Here is a 24689-nt window from a genome sequence, read left to right as displayed (position 1 = left end):
CGTCCGGCTCAGCAGAGCTTGAGCTGTTGTAGCAGGGTTTTCAGCTGCGCCTTACGCGGCTCGTCCAGCGCAGAGGCGGGCGGCAGCACGTGGGTAGAAATCGGGCGGCCGCAGAGCACGATCGCCTCTTTAATGACGTTCACAAACGGCGTATCCAGCTGATACATCTGCGGGATTTGCAGCAGGGTCTGATGATACTCGGCCGCTTTCGCCACGTCTTTATCCCGCCAGGCTTTCAGAAGATTCACCGACACCTGCGGGGCAAAGTTGCCGCTCGCCGAGATCGCCCCGTCGCCGCCGAGCAGCAGGGTATTAAACAGATGATCGTCATAGCCGCACAGCACGGTGAAGTGCGGATGGGCGGCTTTGACGGTGTGGATCATGCTGCGCAGGTGGGCGACGGAGTCGATGGTGTCTTTAATACCGATAATGTTACTGCGCGAGTCGGCGAGGGTTTTCACCAGCGCCGGGGTCAGATCCTGCCCGGTCAGCGCCGGGAAGTTGTAGAGCATCACCGGCAGCGTGACGCTGTCCGCCACCTGTTCGAAATAGCGGATCAGGTTCGCTTCCGACACTTTCCAGTAGTAGGGGTTGATCACCACGATGCCGTCCGCGCCCGCCTGCTGCGCGTGCTGGCTCAGCTCAACGGTTTCCCGGGCGTTGGTGCCGCCGGTGCCGATCAGCACCGGCACGCGGCGATCGACGTGATCGATAGCAAACTGGGCAATGGTTTTACGCTCTTCGGCGCCGAGCTGGGAGAACTCGCCGCCGCTGCCCAGGAAGAACAGGCCGTCAACGCCTGCCGCGATCAGATCGTCGATCAGCGCGGCGGTGCCCTGCTTATCGAGCTGGCCGTCGGCGGTAAAGATGGTGGAGACAGGGGGAATGATTCCCGTGAACAACGCGGACTGCGGCATAAGATCTCCTTGCTGAATCATTTTGTTCTACATTATAGAACAGCGTTCATTAAATTAACAATCATACTATGACGCAGAAAAAGCGCAGGTAAATGGAAAGGGAAGAGGGAGTGTGGGAAATTTAAGCTGGATCACATTATGCGTGGGTGCGGTCTGGTGCCCTCACCCTAACCCTCTCCCAGAGGGAGAGGGGACTTTTACACCCTCTCCCTCTGGGAGAGGGCCGGGGTGAGGGAAAATTACTCCACCAGCATTTTAACGACCACTTTCCTGACCTTAGCAGGCGCTCCCACCGCGCACAGCGGCTTATGCACTTCGCCCGGCCAGAACACCACGAAATCCCCTTCGCTCAGCACCACGGTTTTCTCCTCCTCGCCTTCCGGCAGAAACGCGATGTCTTTGTCCGCCAGCCAGTCGGTGTCCGGCGCGCCGTGCGGCAGGGTGCTGAAGGTCATCCCTTCCTGGCCTTTCATAATTATCTGGATATCCAGATAGCGCGCGTGGTACTCGGCGCGGCGCTCGGCGAACGGCTGGGTCGTATCTTCGGAGACCAGATAAAACAGGCTGTTGCCGTTGATGTCGTGTTTCCCGAGCGGCGTGGCGTCGGTGACATGGGTTTTGACGTGCTCAATGGCCTGACGCAGATCGTCAGGCAGCCAGGACTGCAAATGGTGGATGTTGCCGATAATCATGTTTCAATCCTCAATATAAAACAATGTTTCATTTTTATCTTTTATACGAGAATCCCGGCTGCCATACCAGCCCTTTTTAGACGTGGTTTGCGCGAGCGCATGTTTATCGGAAATGGTGTTAAATTGCTGTTAACCCTGCCCAGGCATTTATGCAGGGGTTATGCATAACCTCGATCAGCGCTTATCGCACGACCGCTCTAACCTCTTGATCGTGCTCTCTAATTAACAAAACCCGTTGCCGCCTCACACTTTACTGTTTTGATAATTTGCTCTAAAAAACCATAATTATTTATTGATTTTTCTTAAGTCAAAAATAGTTAATTACGTTAATTGCATAGCCATTCTTGTGCATGATATTTATCATTTAAAATCAGTTACATAACAATATATTTCAAAAGGTTAAAATCTACAAAATAATAACAACCTCAAATAATGCCACCGGATCCTGCTTAGCTATTCACGCCTCAATAATATGAAATTAATCATTATCTGATGCGAATCATGCAAATGAAAACAAACCCCTTAATATCCGGTTTCGCGTGAGCAATATCACAATACGGATTATTTAACTGCCTAGTATGAATCACGAAATCAATTGAGCTTAGCCGCCATGCAATTAAATACATCACATGGCGCATGCCCTTTTTATTCTGAAAAACAGTTAAAGGAATAATTATGGAAAAGCATTACGTCGGTTCTGAAATTGGTCAATTGCGTAGCGTTATGCTGCACCGCCCAAATTTAAGTCTGAAACGTTTAACGCCATCAAACTGTCAGGAGCTGCTTTTTGATGACGTGCTCTCGGTTGAGCGGGCGGGTGAAGAGCATGACATCTTCGCCAACACGCTGCGCGAGCAGGGTGTGGAAGTCCTGCTGTTAACCGACCTTCTGACACAAACCCTTGATATTGCAGAAGCGAAAGCCTGGCTGCTGGATACGCAAATCTCCGACTATCGCCTCGGTCCCACCTTTGCCGGCGACGTGCGCGGCTGGCTGGCGGATATGCCGCACCGCGAACTGGCGCGCAGATTAAGCGGCGGATTAACCTACGGTGAAATTCCGGCGGCCATTAAAAATATGGTGGTCGATACCCACACGGCGAATGATTTTATTATGAAGCCGCTGCCGAACCATTTATTTACCCGCGATACCTCGTGCTGGATTTATAACGGCGTGTCCATTAACCCGATGGCGAAACCGGCCCGTCAGCGTGAAACCAATAACCTGCGGGCTATATATCGCTGGCACCCGGCGTTTGCCGACGGCGATTTTATTAAGTATTTCGGCGACGAGAATATTAATTACGACCACGCCACCTTAGAAGGCGGCGACGTACTGGTTATTGGCCGCGGCGCGGTCCTGATCGGCATGTCCGAGCGCACGACGCCGCAGGGCGTGGAGTTCCTCGCCAACAGCCTGTTCAAACACCGCCAGGCCGAGCGCGTGATCGCCGTTGAGCTGCCGAAACACCGCTCCTGCATGCACCTCGACACCGTCATGACCCACATCGACGTGGACACCTTCTCCGTCTACCCGGAAGTGGTGCGCAAGGACGCCCAGTGCTGGACGCTCACCCCGGACGGACGCGGTGGCCTGCAGCGCACGCAGGAAACCGACCTGCTGCACGCCATCGAGAAAGCGCTCGGCATTAACCAGGTACGTCTGATCACCACCGGCGGCGACGCCTTTGAGGCCGAACGCGAGCAGTGGAACGACGCCAATAACGTCCTGACTATCCGCCCCGGCGTGGTGATCGGCTACGAGCGCAACGTCTGGACCAACGAGAAGTACGACAAAGCGGGTATCACCGTGCTGCCCATCCCTGGCGACGAACTCGGACGCGGCCGCGGCGGCGCGCGCTGCATGAGCTGCCCGCTGGAACGCGACGGAATTTAAAGGAGCCATCATGGAACGAAAACCCACTCTGGTTGTGGCGCTTGGCGGCAACGCGCTGCTCAAGCGCGGCGAGCCGCTGGAAGCGGAGATCCAGCGCCAGAACATCGAGCAGGCCGCCCGCACCATCGCCGGGCTGACGGAACAGTGGCGCGTGGTGCTGGTGCACGGCAACGGACCGCAGGTCGGGCTGCTGGCGCTGCAGAACAGCGCCTACGACAAAGTCACGCCCTACCCGCTGGACGTTCTCGGCGCCGAAAGCCAGGGAATGATCGGCTACATGCTCCAGCAGGCGCTGAAAAACAATCTGCCGCAGCGCGAGGTGAGTGTCCTGCTCACGCAGGTGGAAGTGGACGCTGCCGACCCTGCCTTCAGCAACCCGACCAAATACATCGGCCCGGTGTACAGCGAAGCCCAGGCAAAAATGCTGGCCGCGGAAAAAGGCTGGGTGTTCAAGGCCGACGGGAGCTACGTCCGCCGCGTGGTGCCGTCACCGCAGCCGAAGCGCATCGTCGAGAGCGACGCCATCACGGCGCTGATTCAGCGCGACCACCTGGTGATCTGCAACGGCGGCGGCGGCGTGCCGGTGGTGGAAAACGCCAACGGCTATCGCGGGATTGAGGCGGTGATCGACAAAGACCTCTCCGCCGCCCTGCTGGCGCGCCAGATTGAGGCGGATGCCCTGCTGATCCTCACCGATGCCGACGCGGTGTACCTCGACTGGGGCAAACCGACCCAGCGCCCGCTGGCGCAGGTTACGCCGGAGCTGCTCAGAGGCATGCAGTTCGACGCCGGATCGATGGGGCCGAAAGTGGCCGCCTGCCGCGAGTTTGTTGAGGCCTGCAACGGCATTGCCGGGATCGGGGCGCTGGCCGACGGCGCGGAGATCCTCGCGGGCGAGAAAGGCACGTTGATTCGTAACTGAACACTCATTTTAAAAAGGATTTACCCATGACCATCAACCTGAAAAACCGCAACTTCCTGAAACTGCTGGACTACACCCCGGCGGAGATCCAGTACCTCATCGACCTCGCCATCGAACTCAAGGCCGCCAAAAAAGCCGGGCGTGAGAAGCAAACCCTGGTCGGGAAAAACATCGCCCTGATTTTTGAAAAAACCTCTACCCGCACCCGCTGCGCCTTTGAAGTGGGCGCATTCGACCAGGGCGCGCAGGTCACCTACCTCGGCCCAAGCGGATCGCAGATTGGCCATAAAGAGTCAATGAAGGACACCGCCCGTGTGCTGGGCCGCATGTATGACGGCATAGAATACCGCGGCTACGGCCAGGCCATCGTCGAAGAGCTGGGCGAGTACGCGGGCGTGCCGGTGTGGAACGGCCTGACCGACGAGTTCCACCCAACGCAGATCCTCGCCGACCTGATGACCATGCTGGAGCACGCGCCGGGCAAAACCCTGCCGGAGCTGAGCTTTGCCTATCTCGGCGACGCGCGCAACAACATGGGCAACTCGCTGATGGTCGGCGCGGCCAAGATGGGGATGGATATCCGCCTCGTCGCGCCGAAATCCTTCTGGCCGGAAGCCGGGCTGGTCGAGCAGTGCCGCGCCATCGCGAAAGAGACGGGCGCGCGCATCACCCTCACCGACGACGTGGAAGAAGGCGTGCGGGGGACCGATTTCCTCTACACCGACGTGTGGGTCTCTATGGGCGAGCCGAAGGAAGCCTGGGCCGAGCGCGTCAGCCTGATGAAGCCGTATCAAATCAACGCGGACGTGATGAAGGCCACCGGCAACCCGAACGTCAAGTTTATGCACTGCCTGCCGGCGTTCCACAACGAGCACACCAAAGTGGGCCGCGAGATCGAGATGGCGTACGGCCTGAAGGGGCTGGAGGTGACGGAAGAGGTCTTCGAATCACCGAACTCCATCGTCTTCGACGAAGCAGAGAACCGCATGCACACCATTAAAGCGGTCATGGTGGCGACACTCGGCGACTAATCACCGCCCGGCGCGCCAAGGGGTGCGCCGGGTTTAAGGAGCACATCATGGGCAAATTTAAGTTTCCCTCCGCTTACACCATTCTCTTTTTTCTGATTGCCGTTGTGGCGGCGCTGAGCTGGGTCGTCCCCGCCGGGCAGTACCAGATGGCAATGAACGAAACCCTCGGTAAAGAAGTCCCGATTGCCGGAACGTACGCGCACGTGGCGGCACATCCGCAGGGGCTGGTTTCCGTCCTGATGGCGCCGATTGCCGGGCTGTACGATCCGGAGTCCGGCCAGGCCGGGGCGATCGACGTGGCGCTGTTTATCCTGATCATCGGGGGATTTCTCGGGATCGTCACCAAAACCGGGGCGATTGACGCCGGGATCGAACGCGTCACCACCCGGCTGCGCGGCCGCGAGGAGTGGATGATCCCGATCCTGATGGCGCTGTTTGCCGCAGGCGGGACGATTTACGGCATGGCCGAGGAGTCGCTGCCGTTCTATACCCTGCTGGTGCCGGTAATGCTGGCCGCGCGGTTCGACCCGGTGGTCGCCGCCTCCACCGTGCTGCTTGGCGCGGGGATCGGCACCCTCGGCTCCACCATCAACCCGTTTGCCACGGTGATCGCCGCCAACGCCGCCGGGATCCCCTTCACTAACGGCATCGCCCTGCGCGTGGCGCTGCTGGTCATCGGCTGGATCATCTGCGTGGCGTGGGTAATGCGTTACGCCCGCAAGGTGCGCCAGGATCCGTCACTGTCGATCGTGGCGGATAAGCAGGAAGAGAACCGCGCCCACTTCCTCGGCAACAAGGGCGAACAGTCGCTGGAATTTACCCCGGTGCGCAAAATCATCCTGGTGATTTTCGCCCTCGCCTTCGCGGTGATGATCTACGGCGTGGCGGTGCTGGGCTGGTGGATGGCGGAGATTTCGGCGGTGTTTCTCGCCAGCGCGATTATCGTCGGCCTGATTGCCCGCATGAGCGAAGAAGAGCTGACTTCGACGTTTATCAACGGCGCGCGAGATTTGCTGGGCGTCGCGCTGATTATCGGCATCGCGCGCGGTATCGTAGTCATCATGGATAAGGGCATGATTACCCACACCATTTTGCACAGCGCGGAAGGGCTGGTCAGCGGGTTGTCCACGGTAGCGTTTATCAACGTGATGTACTGGCTGGAGGTCGTGCTGTCGTTTCTTGTGCCTTCTTCGTCCGGCCTGGCCGTTCTGACGATGCCGATCATGGCGCCGCTTGCCGATTTCGCTAACGTCAACCGCGACCTGGTGGTCACGGCTTACCAGTCGGCCTCAGGCATCGTGAACCTGGTCACTCCCACCTCTGCCGTCGTGATGGGCGGGCTGGCTATCGCCCGCGTGCCCTACGTGCGTTATCTGAAATGGGTGGCGCCGCTGCTGGGCATTTTAACGGTAGTGATTATGGCGGCGTTAAGCCTGGGGGCGGTGTTGTGATGTTTTGAAGTTGTAGGCCCGGTAAGCGTAGCGCCACCGGGCGTTTTGTTTCAGCCACTTACATGGGAAATAGTTATGACGGAATATGGTGATTACTCTCCAAAAGAACAGCTTCAGCTGACGGTCTGCCAGCGTCTGATCGCAGAAAAGAGTTATCTCTCTCAGGAGGAGATCCGCCGGGATTTGCAGGAGCGTGGTTTTGAGACCATCAGCCAGTCCACCGTTTCACGTCTGCTTAAATTGCTCGGTGTCATAAAAATTCGAAATGCCAAAGGGCTAAAAATTTATTCGCTGAATCCCCAGCTGCGCCCTGCCCCCGACGCCGCGCGTACCGTGTCCGAAATGGTGGTCAGCGTCGAGCACAATAGCGAGTTTATCCTTGTTCATACCGTCGCCGGATATGGCCGCGCGGTGGCGCGTATTCTGGATTATCACCAGCTGCCGGAAATTTTAGGCGTGGTGGCTGGCAGCAGTATCGTCTGGGTCGCCCCTCGCGTCGTGAAGCGCACCGCGCTGGTGCATAAGCAAATTAATTATTTACTCAGAACGCATTAATATTCATAAAGAACCGTTTGCATTGAGTAAAGCGTGCATTAAATCGCTTGATCCGAAAAGCGAGCTGCGTATAATGCCCGACAATTTGCCGGGAGGAAGCATGGTCAAGCGTGTACGACATAACGTCTTACCGCGTCTGAAATCAGACGCTGGCCTGCCGTTTTTCTTCCCGTTGCTAAACCTATTCCCAGAGCCCCTCATTTGAGGGGCTTTTTTTTGCCCGGCGTCAGGAGATAAACATGAATCCGCTTTATCAAAAACACATCATTTCCATAAACGACCTCAGCCGCGAAGAGCTGGAACTGGTTCTGGAAACCGCGGCAAAACTGAAGGCCAATCCGCAACCGGAGCTGCTGAAGCACAAGGTGATTGCGAGCTGCTTCTTCGAAGCCTCAACCCGCACCCGCCTCTCCTTTGAAACCTCCATGCACCGCCTGGGCGCGAGCGTGGTGGGCTTCTCGGACAGCAGCAACACGTCGCTGGGTAAAAAAGGCGAGACCCTGGCGGATACCATTTCAGTGATCAGCACCTACGTCGACGCGATTGTGATGCGTCACCCGCAGGAGGGCGCGGCGCGTCTGGCGACCGAGTTTTCCGGCGGCATTCCGGTGCTGAACGCCGGTGACGGTGCTAACCAGCATCCGACCCAGACCCTGCTGGATCTGTTCACCATTCAGGAGACGCAGGGCAAGCTTGAGAACCTGAACATTGCCATGGTCGGCGACCTGAAGTACGGCCGCACCGTCCACTCCCTGACCCAGGCGCTGGCGAAATTTAACGGCAACCGCTTCTTCTTCATCGCGCCTGATGCGCTGGCGATGCCGCAGTACATTCTCGACATGCTGGACGAGAAAGGCATTGCGTGGAGCCTGCACGCCAGCATCGAAGAGGTGATGGGCCACGTGGATATTCTCTACATGACCCGCGTGCAGAAAGAGCGTCTGGACCCGTCCGAATACGCCAACGTGAAGGCGCAGTTCGTGCTGCGTGCCAGCGACCTCGAGGGCGCGCGCGACAACATGAAGGTCCTTCACCCGCTGCCGCGCATCGATGAGATCGCCACAGACGTGGACAAAACGCCGCACGCCTGGTACTTCCAGCAGGCCGGAAACGGCATCTTCGCCCGCCAGGCGTTACTGGCACTGGTTCTGAATCGCGAATTGGCACTGTAAGGGGAAACGACCATGACACACGATAACAAACTCCAGGTTGAAGCCATCAAGCGTGGCACCGTGATTGACCACATCCCTGCGCAGGTCGGCTTTAAGCTGCTGACGCTGTTCAAACTGACCGAAACCGACCAGCGCATCACCATCGGCCTGAACCTGCCGTCAGGTGAAATGGGCCGCAAGGACCTGATCAAAATCGAGAATACCTTCCTGACCGACGAGCAGGTTAACCAGCTGTCGCTGTACGCGCCGGACGCTACCGTCAACCGCATCGACGAGTATGAAGTGGTCGGCAAATCCCGCCCGAGCCTGCCGGATCGTATCGAGCGCGTGCTGGTCTGCCCGAACAGCAACTGCATCAGCCATGCGGAGCCGGTTTACTCCAGCTTTGCAGTGAAAAAACGCGCCGATGACATCGCGCTCAAATGCAAATACTGCGAAAAAGAGTTTTCTCATTATGTGGTGCTGGCCAATTAATTGAGGTTGGTAATGAAATCCCGGCTGTTATAATGGCCGGGAACATTCTTAACGCTGTAATTCTGGAGAAAACATGAGCAAAGTACTCGCGACGGAAAATGCACCAGCCGCTATCGGCCCTTACGTTCAGGGCGTTGATCTGGGCAGCATGATCATCACTTCAGGTCAGATCCCGGTAAACCCAAAAACTGGCGCGGTGCCGGAAGACGTCGCGGCGCAGGCGCGTCAGTCGCTGGAAAACGTGCAGGCTATCGTTGAATCTGCCGGTCTGAAAGTGGGCGACATCGTGAAAACCACCGTTTTCGTGAAAGATCTGAACGATTTCGCGACCGTTAATGCCACTTACGAAGCGTTCTTCACCGAGCATAATGCGACTTTCCCGGCGCGCTCCTGCGTGGAAGTAGCCCGTCTGCCTAAAGACGTGAAAATTGAAATCGAAGCGATCGCCGTACGTCGTTAATTCGCTTTGGCGATAAAAAAAGGCAGCCCAGGCTGCCTTTTTTGTTGCTTGCTACTGATTCCGCGTCGCGCGCAGCAGCGTCTCCAGCGGATAGACCGCCGCAATCACCACTTCGTCCTGAACCTTCGCCGCGTTGTCCAGCTCGCTCTGAATCGAGGCGATCTCTTTGTCATCCAGCGTGCCCTGGCGCGCCACCAGATCCGTCAGCCGCAGGCCAATCGAGGCCAGCTTATCCACCTCCTGAATCACCGGCTTCATCGCCTTCAGCTGATAGCTGTTTTCGCTTAGCGCCAGCGCGTCGCTGGTGTTGTTCTGCCACCGGTTGAAAACGTGGCGCAGCGCGTCGGCGCTTTCCGCGTCTTCCGCATCGCTCACCAGACGGTCCGCCCATTTGTGCATCTGGCGCACGGTGGCGCTTTCGGCGTTCAGAGCATCCGCGAAGCGGTTGAGCGGCTCAAACTGATGGTAGTTTCCGGACTGGAACTTGAGGTGCTGACGGGTGTAATACTGCGCGGGCTCTACCGCCTGCGCGAGGATCTGCAGCGGCAGCGTGTCGGCATTACCGGCGAGGCGCGTGAACTGCACCTGCTGCTGGGTATGCTGCTGCAGCCCGACCGACACCGTCGACCAGCTGTCCATCGCCTGCAGGCGGGTGTACATGTTGTCGACGTCGTTGACATCCTGTGCAGACCACAGCCGCTCCGCCACCGCAAACGTTCGCGGCCACAGGCGGATATCCAGCACCGGCGCCACCACGTTTTCCGCCCACAGCGCGGCCTCGCCGCCGAGCAGGTTGGCCTGATTCGCCACGTCCGGCACGACCGGCGGAATGCCTTTCGGTACGTCGTCCAGACGCGTGCCGCTGATGGGGTAGCGCGTATTCCCCACCAGGAAATAGCCGGTGAGCGTGTCGTTATCGACGGAGACCACCGGGCGCGTTTCGCCCATCCAGGTGTCGACGGTAAAGGTCACCTGATTGTCGCCACGCCATTCAATATCCTGCACCGCTCGGCGGGATTTCCCGGCAAAATCAATAAATCCGCGCCAGCCGGACTCCCCTTTCACCAGCGTGAAGCTCCCCTCAATCGGCTTGCCCTTCAGGCGCGGCATGGTGAAGGCCCAGCTCTGGGCGCTGTCGGTGTCTGCAATCACATCCACGCCGTTCAGCCCCTGCGGGACAATTTCGTTGCGATAGTGATAGGCGGTGGACTGGGGCTGGTCGAGATAGAAGCCCGTCGAGAGAATGCCCTTGTAGCCGTTCTGCGCCACCTGCCCCAGCGCGTCCTGCCCCTGCCAGGACTGGATCAGAATGCTTTTCGGCAGGTCGGGATGGTAGATCTCGTCCCAGCCGACCATCTGACGGTGATGCTTCTCAAGGATCGTTTCCAGCTTGCGGTTGAAATAGGCCTGCAGCGCGTGGCTGTCCGCCAGCCTGTTGTCGCGCATGAAATTCTGGATCGCGGCGTTCGCTTTCCACTGGCTGTCGTCCACCTCATCGCCGCCGATGTGCAGATACGGATCCGGGAAGATCGCTGCCAGTTCGCTGACCATAGCGTCGGCGAAGGCGTAGGTTGCCTCTTTTGTCGGATCCAGCACCGGCTTCAGCACGCCCCAGTGGCGCTCCATTGCGTACGGCCCCGGGGCGCTCATCAGCTCCGGGTAGGCCACGGCAATCGCCGAGGCGTGGCCCGGCATGTCGATTTCCGGCACTACGCGAATGCCGCGTTCGGTGGCGTAACGCACCACCTCGCGCATCTGTTCAGGCGTGTAGAACAGCCCGTCGCTGGCAAGCTGCGTCAGCTTAGGGTAGCGCTTCGAGCTAAAGCGCCAGCCCTGGTCGTCGGTTAAGTGCCAGTGCAGCACGTTGAGCTTTGCCGCGGCCATGCCGTCGATCTGGCGCTTGATATCCGGCAGCGGAATAAAGTGACGCGCCGAGTCGAGCAGCAGCCCGCGCCACGGGAAGCGCGGCGAATCTTCAATGGTGACCCACGGCAGCGAGGTGTTTTCCGCGCCGTTCTGCATCAGCTGGAGCAGCGTTTCCATGGCGCGCATGGCACCAAAGCGGGTATTGGCGGAGATAGTTACGCCGTTGGCGTCCACCGTGAGCGTATAGCTTTCATCGCTGTCAGGCAGCGGCTGCGGCTTCACCTTTTTAGCGATGGCAATGCGGATGGTCGGTTTGTCTGGCTTTTCAGCCTGAGGCTGCAGCGTCCAGCCGGTTTGCAGGGCGATGCGCTGGCGCAGGCGGTTGACGGCATCGCCGAGATCGTCCCCGCTGACGCTAATGGATACGTTGTTGCTGAGCACCAGCGCGCCCTGGGTCGTCGGGCGTTCGACCTTCGCAGGCCAGGGCATTAAGGGGAGATCCCCTGCCGGGGCAGCAAAGGCAGAGGCGCCGAGCATCAGCCCGGCGGTTAAGAGACTGTACCGTAACATGAATGTTCCTTATCTGACGGGCCAAATATACCCGTCATACTTCAAGTTGCCTGTGCGTTGGCTGCACTCGTTCACCCCGGTCACTTACTTATGTAAGCTCCCGGGGATTCACTCCCTTGCCGCCTTCATGCAACTCGAATTATTTAGGGTATAAAGGCAAAACATTCTGTTAACATGCGCTCAATTTGTCGTCAAGCGAATGCGCCGACGGAGATCACAGGTTGTTGAATTTGAGAGGAAAGCTATTGCCCGGTGGCGCTGCGCTTACCGGGCCTACGTTTCGGGAGTAGGCCGGGTAAGGCGAAGCCGCCACCCGGCAAACATAACTTACTGCCACCCATACCGACGCGCATAGAACCCTTTCACCATCTGGGTCAGCACCATGTAGCCCGCGAGGATCGCCACCAGCCACGGGAAGTAGCTCAGCGGCAGCGCCTGCAGCTGCAGGTAGCCAGCCAGCGGTGAGAACGGCAGCGCGATGCCGAGCGCCATCACAATGCCCGTCATCACAATCAGCGGCCACGCCGCGCGGCTCTGGATGAACGGAATGCGGCGGGTGCGGATCATATGCACAATCAGCGTCTGCGACAGCAGCCCGACCACGAACCAGCCGGACTGGAACAGCGTCTGGTGTTCCGGGGTGTTGGCGTGGAACACAAACCACATCAGGCAGAAGGTCAGGATGTCGAAGATGGAGCTGATCGGGCCAAAGAACAGCATAAAGCGCCCGAGATCCGCCGGGTTCCAGTGCTGCGGCTTCTGGATCTGCTCGTCGTCGACGTTATCAAACGGGATCGCCACCTGAGAGACATCGTACATCAGGTTCTGGATCAGCAGGTGCAGCGGCAGCATCGGCAGGAACGGCAGAAACGCGCTCGCTACCAGCACGCTGAAGACGTTACCGAAGTTGGAGCTGGCGGTCATTTTGATGTACTTGAGCATGTTGGCAAAGGTGCGGCGCCCTTCGATGACACCCTCCTCCAGCACCATCAGGCTCTTTTCAAGCAGGATGATATCCGCCGCTTCGCGGGCAGTATCGACCGCCCCGTCTACGGAGATACCGATATCCGCCGCACGCAGCGCGGGCGCGTCGTTGATGCCGTCGCCCATGAAGCCCACCACGTGGCCTTCGCGCTTAAGCAGGGTGACGATGCGCTCTTTGTGCATCGGCGTCAGCCGGGCAAACAGCGTGGTGCGCTGGGCAAGCTTCGCCAGCTCGTCATCAGAGAGATGTTCAATATCGCTCCCCACCACCACGTCGCCCGCGTCCAGACCCACTTCATGGCACACTTTGGCCGCCACCAGCTCGCTGTCGCCGGTGAGGATTTTCACCGTGATGCCGCTCGCCTTCAGCGCCTTCAGCGCCGGCGCGGTAGTCTCTTTCGGCGGATCGAGGAAGGCGATGTAACCTTCGAGGATCAGATCGGATTCGTCGATACGCTGATAGTCACCCTCACGCGCGGGCAGGAACTTGCTTGCAACCGCCACCACGCGCAGCCCCTGACGGTTCAGGTTGTCGGTGACGCGCTTGATGCGGCGCAGCATGGTGTCGTCCAACGGCACGATGTCGCCGTTATGGCGCACCTGCGTCGACACGTTGAGGATCTCCTGCAGCGCCCCTTTGCAGATCAGCTGGTGGACGTCCTGCTGCTCGCTCACCACTACCGACATGCGGCGGCGCTCGAAGTCGAACGGGATCTCATCCACCTTCTGCCAGCGACCGGAGAGCGTGCGGGCGGATTCCTCATCCACCCCTTCCAGCACCGCCACGTCGAGCAGGTTTTTCAGCCCGGTCTGGTAATGGCTGTTCAGCCACGCGCTGTGCAGCACGCGCTCGCTGGTTTTGCCGGAGATATCGGTGTGGTTCTCCAGCACGATTTTGTCCTGCGTCAGGGTGCCGGTTTTATCGGTGCAGAGAATGTCCATCGCGCCAAAGTTCTGAATGGCGTCGAGGTGTTTGACGATGACTTTCTGTTTAGAGAGCTTCACCGCCCCGTGCGCCAGTGTGGAGGTGACGATCATCGGCAGCATTTCCGGCGTTAAGCCGACGGCCACGGAGAGCGCAAACAGCGCCGCTTCCCACCAGTCGCCCTTGGTGTAGCCGTTGATCAGCAGCACGATCGGCGTCATCACCATCATAAAGCGAATCAGCAGCATGCTGACGCGGCCAATGCCTTTCTGGAAGGCGTTCGGCTCGCTCTCCTGCTCGCTGACGCGCCCGGCAAGCTGTCCGAACCAGGTGTTGCCCCCGGTAGCGGTGACAATCGCCTGCGCGGTGCCGCTGACCACCGTGGTGCCCATAAAGCACAGGGTGTCGCACTCGAGCGGGTTCATCTGCTGCGGGTCGCGGCTGCGCGCCACCTTTTCAACGGGCAGGGATTCCCCGGTCAGGGAGGCCTGCGCGACGAACAGATCGCGCGCCTGGATGATGCGTAAATCCGCCGGGATCATGTCCCCCGCCGCCAGCTTCACCAGATCGCCCGGCACCAGCTGGTCGATAGGCAATTCCACCCAGGCGTTTTCGCCGAGATCGTTAATCACGCGCGAGACGGTCGCGGTATTGCTGACCATCGCCTTCAGGGCGTCCGCCGCTTTGGTGGAGCGGGCCTCCTGAATAAAGTTCAGCAGCGTGGAAATGCCCACCATCAGGGCAATCACCCCTGCGGCAAACAGATCTTCCGTCGCGTAGGAGATAAGGCCGAGCACGGTCAGCAGCAGGTTGAACGGGTTGCGGTAGCAGAGCCACAGGTGTACCCACCACGGAGAAGGCTTCTGCGCCGGGATCTGGTTATCGCCGTGCACGGCGCGGATTTTTTCCACTTCGGCCGCGTTTAGCCCTTCCGGGTGTCCGCCGAACGCGCGCCAGACTTCGTTTTCATCCATCGCCGCCACGTTCAGGCAGCGTTCGGTCAGGGACGCGGGGATCGCGGTGCCCGCCATGTTTTTAGCATTGGGCAGCGGGTCGCGCTGAACAAGACGGTGTGGCAGGTGGCGGCTCAGCAGGGCCTGCAGCTGCCGGGTGATATTTTTAAACATACTCATTCCTCCGCATCCGCGAATGCGGACGCAGCATTTCCTTCAGGCGTGGCAAGGCCGTACCTGAGAGGCACTTAATTTTTCAAGCAGGAACGTTTGTGGCGTTGCTGCCTCACATCACCGGTGAGTCAGCAACAGGCTGGCTTACCGGAAAGAACGCATTCTCCCGTTCAGGAGAGGTGTGGGATCGGGATCCATGAAGCCTCCGGTAAGTAAAAAGTAGGGTGTCGTCGCGCAGTATAGGGATTTAAGCGTACCCTTTGTGACGATTCGGGCGGTATTATACCCCCCTGCAAATAAACCGAACGTAAACCAGACTTTGCCCATAGCGAAATCGCGCTATAGCATTAGGCTCAATTCACTACATCGTCGTTGTTACAGGGAATACAGCATGCAGAACCGCCTTACGATTAAAGACATCGCGCGTTTAAGCGGCGTGGGGAAATCGACCGTCTCACGCGTGCTGAACAACGAAAGCGGCGTCAGCGAACGCACCCGCGAGCGCGTTGAGGCGGTCATGAATCAGCACGGTTTTTCCCCTTCCCGCTCCGCGCGCGCCATGCGCGGGCAGAGTGACAAAGTCGTCGCCATCATTGTTTCGCGTCTGGATTCCCTGTCAGAAAACCTCGCCGTGCAGACCATGCTGCCCGCCTTCTACGAGCAGGGCTATGATCCGATCATGATGGAGAGTCAGTTTTCTCCGCAGCTGGTGGAAGAGCATCTGGGCATGCTCCAGCGGCGCAACATTGATGGCGTGGTGCTGTTCGGTTTTACCGGCATCAAAGACGAGATGCTGAAACCCTGGCAGCCTTCGCTGGTGCTGCTGGCGCGCGATGCCCACGGCTTTGCCTCCGTCTGCTATGACGACGAGGGCGCGATAATCACCCTGATGCAGCGCCTGTTCGACGAAGGCCACCGCCACATCAGCTTCCTCGGGGTACCGCACGCGGACGTCACCACCGGTAAGCGCCGCCACGAGGCCTACCTGACCTTTTGCAAAAACCACAATCTCTCCGCCGTGGCCTCCCTGCCGGGGCTGGGCATGAAGCAGGGTTACGAGCAGGTCGCCAACGTCCTGACCCCGCAGACCACCGCGCTGGTGTGCGCCACGGATACGCTGGCGCTGGGTGCCAGCAAATATCTGCAGGAGCAGCGCATCGATAACCTGCAGGTGGCGAGCGTCGGCAGCACGCCGCTGATGAAGTTCCTGCACCCGGAGATCATCACCGTCGATCCGGGCTACGCCGAGTCCGGCAGACAGGCCGCCGCGCAGCTGATCGAACAGATCAACGGGCGCGCTGAGCCGCGTCAGATCGTCATTCCTGCCCACCTCTCTTAACCCCCCCTCAACGGTTTATTGTGATCTTCGCCCGATTTCGGGAACGTTCCCATTTTCGCCGTCACGCTGAAGGAGTAGGCTTGCGCTCAGGTCATTACACCCCCCTCACCATCTGTCATGAGGTTTCATGATGAGTAAAGTCAAACAAGCAGATATCGATCGGCTGATCGTCCTGGTCGGCGGCCGCGAGAACATCGCCACCGTCAGTCATTGCATTACCCGCCTGCGCTTCGTGCTGAACGATCCGGCCAAAGCGGACCCGAAAGCCATTGAAGAGCTTTCCATGGTCAAAGGCTGCTTCACCAACGCCGGTCAGTTCCAGGTCGTTATTGGTACCGAAGTGGGCGATTACTATCAGGCTCTGCTGGCGACAACCGGGCACTCTTCTGCCGATAAAGAGCAGGCGAAGAAGGCCGCGCGCCAGAATATGAAGTGGCACGAGCAGCTGATCTCCCATTTCGCGGAGATCTTCTTCCCGCTGCTGCCGGCGCTGATCAGCGGGGGCTTAATCTTAGGCTTCCGTAACGTCATCGGCGATGTGCCGATGAGCGACGGCAAAACGCTGGCGCAGATCTATCCGGCGCTGAAAACCGTTTACGATTTCCTGTGGCTGATTGGCGAGGCAATTTTCTTCTATCTGCCGGTCGGGATTTGCTGGTCCGCGGTGCGCAAAATGGGCGGCACACCGATTCTTGGTATCGTGCTGGGCGTCACGCTGGTCTCTCCGCAGTTAATGAACGCTTACTTACTTGGTCAACAGGTGCCGGAGGTGTGGAACTTCGGGCTGTTTACCATCGCTAAGGTGGGCTACCAGGCGCAGGTGATCCCGGCACTGCTGGCCGGTCTGGCGCTGGGCTTTATTGAAACGCGCCTGAAGCGCATCGTGCCGGATTATCTCTATCTGGTGGTGGTGCCGGTTTGCTCGCTGATCCTGGCGGTGTTCCTGGCGCACGCCTTTATCGGTCCGTTTGGCCGCATGATCGGCGACGGCGTGGCCTTCGCGGTGCGTCACCTGATGACCGGCAGCTTCGCGCCGATTGGTGCCGCGCTGTTTGGCTTCCTGTACGCCCCGCTGGTGATCACCGGCGTGCACCAGACCACGCTGGCGATTGATATGCAGATGATCCAGAGCCTTGGCGGCACGCCGGTCTGGCCGATTATCGCCCTGTCTAACATTGCACAAGCATCGGCGGTGACCGGCATCATCATCGTCAGCCGCAAGCACAACGAGCGTGAGATCTCCGTTCCGGCAGCTATCTCCGCCTACCTCGGCGTCACCGAACCGGCGATGTACGGTATCAACCTGAAATACCGCTTCCCGATGCTCTGCGCGATGATCGGTTCCGGTCTGGCGGGCCTGGTGTGCGGCCTGAACGGCGTGATGGCGAACGGGATTGGCGTCGGCGGCCTGCCGGGCATCCTCTCCATCCAGCCCGCGTACTGGCAGGTGTTTGCCCTGGCGATGGCCATCGCGATTATCGTCCCAATGGCGCTCACCACCGTGGTTTACCAGCGCAAGTTCCGTCAGGGCTCGCTGCAGATTGTTTAATTCTCTCTTTCGGGGCGCAATTGCGCCCCTTCGCATTTGCAGGAACGCACTATGAATACCCTTCCTCACTGGTGGCAAAACGGCGTCATCTATCAGATTTACCCAAAGAGTTTCCAGGACACGACCGGCAGCGGCACCGGCGATCTGCGCGGCGTGACGCAGCGTCTGGACTACCTGAAAACCCTCGGCATTGATGCCATCTGGCTGACGCCGTTTTATATCTCCCCGCAGGTGGATAACGGCTACGACGTGGCGAATTACACCGCCATCGACCCCGCCTACGGCACGCTGGATGATTTCGACGAGCTGGTTGCCGAGGCGCACGAGCGCGGCATCCGCATCGTGCTGGACATGGTGTTTAACCACACCTCCACGCAGCACGCCTGGTTCCGCGAGTCGCTGAACAAAGCGAGCCCGTATCGCCAGTTCTACATCTGGCGCGACGGCACGCCGGAGCAGCTGCCCAACAACTGGCGCTCCAAGTTTGGCGGCAACGCCTGGCGCTGGCACGCCGAGAGCGAGCAGTACTATCTGCACCTGTTTGCGCCGGAGCAGGCGGACCTCAACTGGGAAAACCCGGCCGTGCGCGCCGAGCTGAAAAAGGTGTGCGAGTTCTGGGCCGATCGCGGCGTGGACGGCTTGCGTCTGGACGTGATTAACCTGATTTCAAAAGATCAGGATTTCCCGGACGATAACATCGGAGACGGCCGCCGCTTCTACACCGACGGGCCACGCATCCACGAATACCTGCAGGAGATGAGCCGCGACGTCTTCACCCCACGCAACCTGATGACGGTTGGCGAGATGTCCTCGACCTCGCTGGAGAACTGCCAGCAGTACGCGTCGCTCGACGGCAGCGAGCTGTCGATGACCTTTAACTTCCATCATCTGAAAGTGGACTACCCCGGCGGCGAAAAATGGACGCAGGCGAAGCCGGACTTCGTCGCGCTGAAAACCCTCTTCCGCCACTGGCAGCAGGGGATGCACAACAAAGCGTGGAACGCGCTGTTCTGGTGTAACCACGATCAGCCGCGCATCGTGTCGCGCTTTGGTGATGAAGGGGAACACCGCGTGGCTGCCGCGAAGATGCTCGGCATGGTGCTGCACGGCATGCAGGGTACGCCGTATATCTACCAGGGCGAGGAGCTGGGGATGACCAACCCGCACTTCAGCCGCATCACCGATTACCGCGACGTGGAGAGCCTGAACATGTTCGCGGAACTCCGCGCCAACGGCCGCGAGCCGGATGAATTACTGGCGATTCTGGCGAGTAAGTCACGTGATAACGGACGAACCCCAATGCAGTGGGACGCGTCGCACAATGCGGGCTTTACCGAGGGCGAGCCGTGGATTGGCGTCTGCGAGAACTACGAAACCGTGAATGCACGCTCGGCGCTCGACGACCCGGATTCGGTGTTCTACACCTACCAGTCGCTGATTAGCCTGCGCAAAACCCTGCCGGTGCTGACGTGGGGAGATTATGAGGATCTCCTGCCGGACCATCCTTCCCTGTGGTGCTACCGTCGTCAGTGGCAGGGTCAGACGCTGATGGTGGCGGCAAACCTGAGCCATACGCCTCAGGAATGGCAGACAGACGCTCTCAGCGATAAATCACAGGTGCTGATGAGTAACTACCCGGCACCGCAAACGACGTCGCTCCGTCCGTTTGAAGCCGTCTGGTGGCTGCAGCAGTAACCTTCTCGCCGGGTGCAGCCCAGCATCCGGCTTATTTTACTGTTTTTGTTGAATAATTAATCAGATTTTTCTCGCGCGCCTTTACAATCGCTGAAGCGCCCGTCGTTTGTACTCTCGTCTTTTTACTTTGTTCTGCATCAAATAAATCGCAAACATGTTTGATGCAAATCACTATATGTAGCACTTAAAATGCACGCCGACCCAATATCTTGTATTTATCGTCTACTATTCCAACAACAAGACGGCGCTTACGCTGGCCGGAATTGTGGATAACACGAGCTGGGAACGCGGGAAGTCTTTGGCCCGGCGGGGAATACGCCCGGTGAATACTTCTCCACCTCTGTGGATAACCTGTTTTCAAAAAATGGAGTGATCATGACACCGCATGTGATGAAACGTGATGGCTGTAAAGTGCCGTTTAAATCAGAGCGCATCCAGGAAGCCATTCTGCGTGCAGCTAAAGCAGCGGGAGTCGATGACGCAGATTACTGCGCCACCGTCGCAGAAGTCGTTAGCAGCCAGATGAACGAACGCAGCCAGGTCGATATCAATGAGATCCAGACTGCGGTTGAAAACCAGCTGATGGCGGGGCCTTACAAGCAGCTGGCGCGCGCCTACATTGAGTACCGTCACGATCGTGACGTGCAGCGTGAGAAGCGCGGTCGTCTGAACCAGGAGATCCGTGGACTGGTGGAGCAGACCAACTCCGCCCTGCTCAATGAAAACGCCAATAAAGACAGCAAAGTGATCCCGACCCAGCGCGACCTGCTGGCCGGTATCGTGGCTAAACACTATGCCCGCCAGCATCTGCTGCCGCGCGACGTGGTGTCGGCGCACGAGCGCGGCGAGATCCACTACCACGATCTCGACTATTCGCCGTTCTTCCCGATGTTCAACTGCATGCTGATCGACCTGAAGGGCATGCTGACCCACGGTTTTAAAATGGGTAACGCCGAGATTGAACCGCCCAAGTCGATCTCCACGGCCACCGCCGTCACCGCGCAGATTATCGCGCAGGTTGCCAGCCACATTTACGGCGGCACCACCATTAACCGCATTGATGAAGTGCTGGCCCCGTTCGTGACGGCAAGCTTTAACAAGCATCGTAAAACCGCCGAAGAGTGGCAGATCCCGGACGCGGACGGCTACGCGCACTCCCGTACCGAGAAAGAGTGCTACGACGCCTTCCAGTCGCTGGAATATGAGGTGAACACGCTGCACACCGCCAACGGTCAGACGCCGTTTGTGACCTTCGGCTTTGGTCTGGGCACCAGCTGGGAATCGCGCCTGATCCAGCAGTCCATCCTGCGCAACCGTATTTCCGGCCTCGGCAAAAACCGTAAAACGGCGGTGTTCCCGAAACTGGTGTTCGCCATTCGCGACGGCCTGAACCACAAGTTTGGCGATCCGAACTACGACATCAAACAGCTGGCGCTGGAGTGCGCGAGCAAGCGCATGTATCCGGACATCCTGAACTACGATCAGGTCGTCAAAGTGACCGGTTCGTTTAAAACGCCAATGGGCTGCCGCAGCTTCCTCGGCGTGTACGAAGATGAAAACGGCGAGCAGATCCACGACGGACGCAACAACCTGGGCGTCATCAGCCTGAACCTGCCGCGCATCGCGCTGGAGGCGAAAGGCAATGAAGCTGAATTCTGGACGCTGCTGGACGAGCGTCTGCAGCTGGCGCGTAAGGCGCTGATGACCCGCATCGCGCGCCTTGAAGGAGTCAAGGCCCGCGTGGCGCCGATCCTCTATATGGAAGGGGCCTGCGGCGTGCGCCTGAAGGCGGACGATGACGTGTCTGAGATCTTCAAAAACGGTCGCGCGTCCATTTCGCTGGGCTATATCGGCATTCACGAAACCATCAACGCGCTGTTTGGCGACACGCACATGTACGACAGCGAGGCCCTGCGCGAAAAAGGCATCGCCATCGTTCAGCGCCTGCGCGACGCGGTAGACCAGTGGAAAGAGGAAACCGGCTACGGTTTTAGCCTCTACAGCACGCCGAGTGAGAACCTGTGCGACCGCTTCTGCCGTCTGGACACCGCCGAGTTCGGGATTGTGGAAGGCGTGACCGACAAAGGGTATTACACCAACAGCTTCCACCTCGACGTGGAGAAAAAGGTGAACCCGTACGACAAGATCGACTTCGAAGCGGCGTATCCGCCGATCGCCAGCGGCGGCTTCATCTGCTACGGCGAGTATCCGAACATTCAGCACAACCTGAAGGCGCTGGAAGACGTGTGGGATTACAGCTATCAGCACGTGCCGTATTACGGGACCAACACGCCAATCGACGAGTGCTACGAGTGCGGCTTTACCGGTGAGTTCGAGTGTACGAGCAAAGGCTTCACCTGCCCGAAATGCGGCAACCACGACGCGGCCCGCGTCTCCGTGACCCGCCGCGTGTGCGGCTATCTCGGCAGCCCGGACGCGCGTCCGTTTAACGCCGGCAAGCAGGAAGAGGTGAAGCGCCGCGTGAAGCATCTGGGGAATGGGCAGATCGGGTAAGTTCTGCGCAGGGTTTTCCCCCTCACTCTACCCCTCTCCCTCAAGGGAGAGGGAACCGATCGAGCACATTGTTATTCCGGCCACCGGTTTTCTCCCTCTCCCTGTGGGAGAGGGCCGGGGTGAGGGCATCAGGTTAACGCTATGAATTATCATCAATACTACCCCGTCGACATCGTCAACGGCCCCGGCACCCGCTGCACCCTGTTCGTCTCAGGCTGCGTCCACGAATGCCCCGGCTGCTATAACAAAAGCACCTGGCGTCTGAACTCCGGCATGCCGTTTACCGCTGAGATGGAAGACCGCATCATCAACGACCTCAACGACACCCGCATCAAACGCCAGGGGATCTCGCTCTCCGGCGGCGACCCCCTGCACCCGCAAAACGTGCCGGATATCCTGAAGCTGGTGAAGCGCATTCGGGCAGAGTGTACGGGAAAAGATATCTGGGTCTGGACGGGCTACAGGCTGGAAGTGCTGAACGCGCAGCAAAGGGAAGTGGTGGATCTGATTAACGTCCTGGTCGACGGCAAGTTCGTGCAGGATTTAAAAGACCCGGCGCTGATCTGGCGCGGCAGCAGCAACCAGGTTGTGCATCATCTGCGTTGAACAAAGGCGGATGTTATCCGTCCGCCCTTACCTCAAAACCGGCTCAAACTCTCCATTGCCACCGCCTTAAACTCGGCAAAATTTCCGCAGCCACACAGCCGCGACATTGCCCGTTCACGCAGGAAAGTGACAAAGATATCGTAAATCGCCATCGCCTCTTCGTACTCGCTTTTGCTGATGGCGAGCAGGAAGATGACGTGCGCGGTTTCGTCGCCCCACGGGACGCCGTGCGGGGCGAGTACGGTATAGACCACCGTTTTCTGCGCCAGCAGGCCGAGGGAGTGCGGCAGCGCGATGCCGTCGCCGAGCATGGTGCTGACGATGGCTTCACGCTCGACGACGGAATCCAGGAACTCCGCGCCGACAAACCCCTCGCCTTCAAGCTGCGCGCACAGTTCCCGGAACAGCGTTTGCTGATCAACGGGCGTGTCGATAATGCGGAAATGGGCCGCGTCGAAGTATTTATCCAGCATCCACGGGCGGGTGCGGTCCACCAGCACCAGCTTGCCGATCTGCTCTAACTGATAGTCGGTCGGGAACGGGGCGATCGTCACCACCGGTTTCGACTTTTCACTGACGCGGGCGGTGGCGATCACAAAGTCTTCGCCAATCGTTTCCGCCAGCTCGTACTCGCGCAGGGTGAGCGTGCGCGTGACCTCAATTTGCGGGTATTTGCGCTGCAGCACCGCCTCGATCATGCGGACCATGGCATTACCGGCGTCGCACACCAGCAGCACGCGCGGCTGGCGCTGGTAGCCGATGTTGTAGTGACGCTCCAGCCCGACGCCAATGTGCAGCACCAGGAAGCCAATCTCGTTTTCGCTGATCACGTACGGCGTGTATTTGCCCCAGCTCGACACCGCCGCGAGGGTCATATCCCACGCCATCGGGTAGTGCTGCTTGATGTTATCCAGCAGCGGGTTGGGGATCATGATTTGATACCGCACGCGGGTGATCATGGTTTTGATGTGCGTGAGCAGGTCCGCGTGCAGCTGCTCGTCGCTGAGCAGGTTGTAGTTATAGTGGGTGTTGATGTAGCGCAGGATGTAGTTGACCAGCGCTTCGTCGTCGTCTGCGTTAATGGCGCTCGGGGCAATCTCCTGGATCTGCCGCGCCGCAATGTGCACGCACAGCCAGCTCTCCTCCGAAGGTGAAAGCGCTTTGCCCGCCAGCTGCTGGATAGTGACGGCGATATCCTTCGCCGCCTCGCGCACGTTCTCTTCTACGTCTTCGGCATGGAACTCCGGCAGCGGATAGCCTTCGCTGATGCGCCGCACCGACACCGCGCAGTACAGGCGCAGGAACAGCTCCCCTTCATCGGTCAGACGGATGTGATGACGCGTCAGCGCCTCGTGCAGCACGGGCACCATCTGCTCCGCCACGCCCGCGTTCAGCGCCACGTCGGTCACCAGCGGGTTCAGGCTGTCCTGCTGTGCCAGCTCCCAGAGCAGATCGGTCAGGCAGGCGCGGGTCGACATCTCGCTGCCAAACAGCTTCATGCCGTGGCGCGGACGCGTTTCCAGCGTCAGGTTATAGCGGTGAAACCACTCGCGGACTTCCGCCATGTCGCTTTGCAGCGTGGCGCGGCTGACGAACCACTCGTCCGCCAGATCCTCAAGCTTAAGAGAAAATGCCGAGGTGAGAAAACGCACCACCAGATAATGCACGCGCTCCGGTCCGGTCCGGGGAATGCGCAGCGCGCGCGGATGGGATGCCTGCAGCTGCTGGTAGCGCACCACATCATCAATTTTGAGCTGATAGCCGTTGCCCCGGCTCAATATAAACTGCGCGCCGTGGCTGGCCAGCAGCGCGTTCAGGGCGGTGATATCGGCACGGACGGTTCGCGTGGAGACCGACAGCCGCTGCGCCAGCTCGTCCTGCGGCAGCGTCTCGTTTTGCAACAGATCGAACAGTTGCGCTAAACGTTGGTTCGGAAATCGCACG

General features: G+C 59.0%; 19 protein-coding genes and 1 pseudogene. 14 read left to right on the top strand and 6 right to left on the bottom strand.

Annotated elements, in window-relative coordinates; translation table 11 throughout:
* Nucleotides 1-8: 8 nt before the first annotated feature.
* On the bottom strand, nucleotides 9-917 hold the full coding sequence (gene yagE / locus L370_RS12575) for a 2-keto-3-deoxygluconate aldolase (RefSeq protein ID WP_023334322.1): 909 nt from the start codon (nucleotides 915-917) through the stop codon (nucleotides 9-11).
* A 239-nt stretch (nucleotides 918-1156) separates the two neighbouring features.
* The gene (locus L370_RS12580; protein WP_023334321.1) at nucleotides 1157-1609 is read right to left on the bottom strand and encodes a YhcH/YjgK/YiaL family protein; all 453 of its coding nucleotides are present in this window, start codon (nucleotides 1607-1609) and stop codon (nucleotides 1157-1159) included.
* Between the two features lie 675 nt (nucleotides 1610-2284).
* Between L370_RS12580 and arcA the strand changes: the two genes are divergently transcribed.
* The 5 genes from arcA (at nucleotide 2285) to L370_RS12605 (ending at nucleotide 7464) form a co-directional block, all read left to right on the top strand.
* Nucleotides 2285-3505, top strand: a complete 1221-nt coding sequence (gene arcA, locus L370_RS12585; protein WP_023334320.1) for an arginine deiminase — start codon at nucleotides 2285-2287, stop codon at nucleotides 3503-3505.
* A gap of 10 nt (nucleotides 3506-3515) precedes the next feature.
* Nucleotides 3516-4427 (top strand): carbamate kinase, encoded by a 912-nt coding sequence (gene arcC / locus L370_RS12590; RefSeq protein WP_023334319.1) that lies wholly within the window; start codon nucleotides 3516-3518, stop codon nucleotides 4425-4427.
* Nucleotides 4428-4453: 26 nt separating this feature from the next.
* Nucleotides 4454-5458, top strand: coding sequence for an ornithine carbamoyltransferase (gene argF / locus L370_RS12595; RefSeq protein WP_023310201.1), 1005 nt, complete (start codon nucleotides 4454-4456; stop codon nucleotides 5456-5458).
* A 47-nt stretch (nucleotides 5459-5505) separates the two neighbouring features.
* The gene (locus L370_RS12600) at nucleotides 5506-6909 is read left to right on the top strand and encodes a YfcC family protein (RefSeq protein ID WP_023334318.1); all 1404 of its coding nucleotides are present in this window, start codon (nucleotides 5506-5508) and stop codon (nucleotides 6907-6909) included.
* A 75-nt stretch (nucleotides 6910-6984) separates the two neighbouring features.
* Nucleotides 6985-7464, top strand: coding sequence for an arginine repressor (locus L370_RS12605; protein WP_023334317.1), 480 nt, complete (start codon nucleotides 6985-6987; stop codon nucleotides 7462-7464).
* Nucleotides 7465-7467: 3 nt separating this feature from the next.
* Here the strand turns inward: L370_RS12605 and L370_RS23385 are convergent.
* Nucleotides 7468-7585: pseudogene (locus tag L370_RS23385) on the bottom strand (hypothetical protein).
* Between L370_RS23385 and L370_RS22690 the strand changes: the two are divergent.
* The 4 genes from L370_RS22690 to ridA all read left to right on the top strand — a co-directional run bounded on the left by L370_RS22690 (nucleotide 7565) and on the right by ridA (nucleotide 9570).
* The gene (locus L370_RS22690) at nucleotides 7565-7669 is read left to right on the top strand and encodes a pyrBI operon leader peptide (RefSeq protein WP_022646880.1); all 105 of its coding nucleotides are present in this window, start codon (nucleotides 7565-7567) and stop codon (nucleotides 7667-7669) included. The pseudogene L370_RS23385 and the gene L370_RS22690 sit on opposite strands and share 21 nt — an antisense overlap.
* A gap of 34 nt (nucleotides 7670-7703) precedes the next feature.
* Nucleotides 7704-8636 (top strand): aspartate carbamoyltransferase, encoded by a 933-nt coding sequence (gene pyrB / locus L370_RS12610; RefSeq protein ID WP_023334316.1) that lies wholly within the window; start codon nucleotides 7704-7706, stop codon nucleotides 8634-8636.
* Between the two features lie 12 nt (nucleotides 8637-8648).
* Entirely contained in the window at nucleotides 8649-9110 is a 462-nt protein-coding gene (gene pyrI / locus L370_RS12615; protein ID WP_023334315.1) for an aspartate carbamoyltransferase regulatory subunit, read from the top strand.
* Nucleotides 9111-9183: 73 nt separating this feature from the next.
* Nucleotides 9184-9570, top strand: coding sequence for a 2-iminobutanoate/2-iminopropanoate deaminase (gene ridA / locus L370_RS12620; RefSeq protein ID WP_008501391.1), 387 nt, complete (start codon nucleotides 9184-9186; stop codon nucleotides 9568-9570).
* A 51-nt stretch (nucleotides 9571-9621) separates the two neighbouring features.
* Here the strand turns inward: ridA and L370_RS12625 are convergent, their stop codons facing one another.
* Both L370_RS12625 and mgtA read right to left on the bottom strand, forming a co-directional pair.
* A complete protein-coding gene (locus tag L370_RS12625; protein WP_023334314.1) occupies nucleotides 9622-12006 on the bottom strand; it encodes a beta-N-acetylhexosaminidase in 2385 nt (794 codons plus the stop codon).
* A gap of 327 nt (nucleotides 12007-12333) precedes the next feature.
* Nucleotides 12334-15042 carry a magnesium-translocating P-type ATPase gene (gene mgtA, locus L370_RS12630; protein ID WP_023334313.1) on the bottom strand — a complete coding sequence of 903 codons (2709 nt, stop codon included), beginning with the start codon at nucleotides 15040-15042 and terminating at the stop codon, nucleotides 12334-12336.
* 391 nt (nucleotides 15043-15433) lie between these two features.
* Between mgtA and treR the strand changes: the two genes are divergently transcribed.
* The 5 genes from treR to nrdG all read left to right on the top strand — a co-directional run bounded on the left by treR (nucleotide 15434) and on the right by nrdG (nucleotide 22745).
* On the top strand, nucleotides 15434-16381 hold the full coding sequence (treR, locus tag L370_RS12635) for a trehalose operon repressor TreR (RefSeq protein WP_023334312.1): 948 nt from the start codon (nucleotides 15434-15436) through the stop codon (nucleotides 16379-16381).
* Nucleotides 16382-16511: 130 nt separating this feature from the next.
* Entirely contained in the window at nucleotides 16512-17930 is a 1419-nt protein-coding gene (gene treB, locus L370_RS12640) for a PTS trehalose transporter subunit IIBC (protein WP_023334311.1), read from the top strand.
* A 51-nt stretch (nucleotides 17931-17981) separates the two neighbouring features.
* Nucleotides 17982-19625 (top strand): alpha,alpha-phosphotrehalase, encoded by a 1644-nt coding sequence (gene treC / locus L370_RS12645; RefSeq protein ID WP_023334310.1) that lies wholly within the window; start codon nucleotides 17982-17984, stop codon nucleotides 19623-19625.
* A 375-nt stretch (nucleotides 19626-20000) separates the two neighbouring features.
* Nucleotides 20001-22139: an anaerobic ribonucleoside-triphosphate reductase gene (gene nrdD, locus L370_RS12650; RefSeq protein ID WP_023334309.1), complete on the top strand. Its 2139-nt coding sequence runs from the start codon at nucleotides 20001-20003 to the stop codon at nucleotides 22137-22139.
* 141 nt (nucleotides 22140-22280) lie between these two features.
* Entirely contained in the window at nucleotides 22281-22745 is a 465-nt protein-coding gene (gene nrdG, locus L370_RS12655) for an anaerobic ribonucleoside-triphosphate reductase-activating protein (protein ID WP_023334308.1), read from the top strand.
* A gap of 32 nt (nucleotides 22746-22777) precedes the next feature.
* On the opposite strand, the gene L370_RS12660 is transcribed toward nrdG, so the two are convergent.
* Nucleotides 22778-24688 (bottom strand): BglG family transcription antiterminator, encoded by a 1911-nt coding sequence (locus L370_RS12660; RefSeq protein ID WP_023334307.1) that lies wholly within the window; start codon nucleotides 24686-24688, stop codon nucleotides 22778-22780.
* Nucleotide 24689 lies beyond the last annotated feature (1 nt).

The organism is Enterobacter sp. MGH 24, from assembly GCF_000493015.1.
Classification (GTDB): Bacteria; Pseudomonadota; Gammaproteobacteria; order Enterobacterales; family Enterobacteriaceae; genus Enterobacter.
Note: the sequence above shows the minus strand (reverse complement) of the source record. Positions and strands in the feature narration are given on the sequence as shown.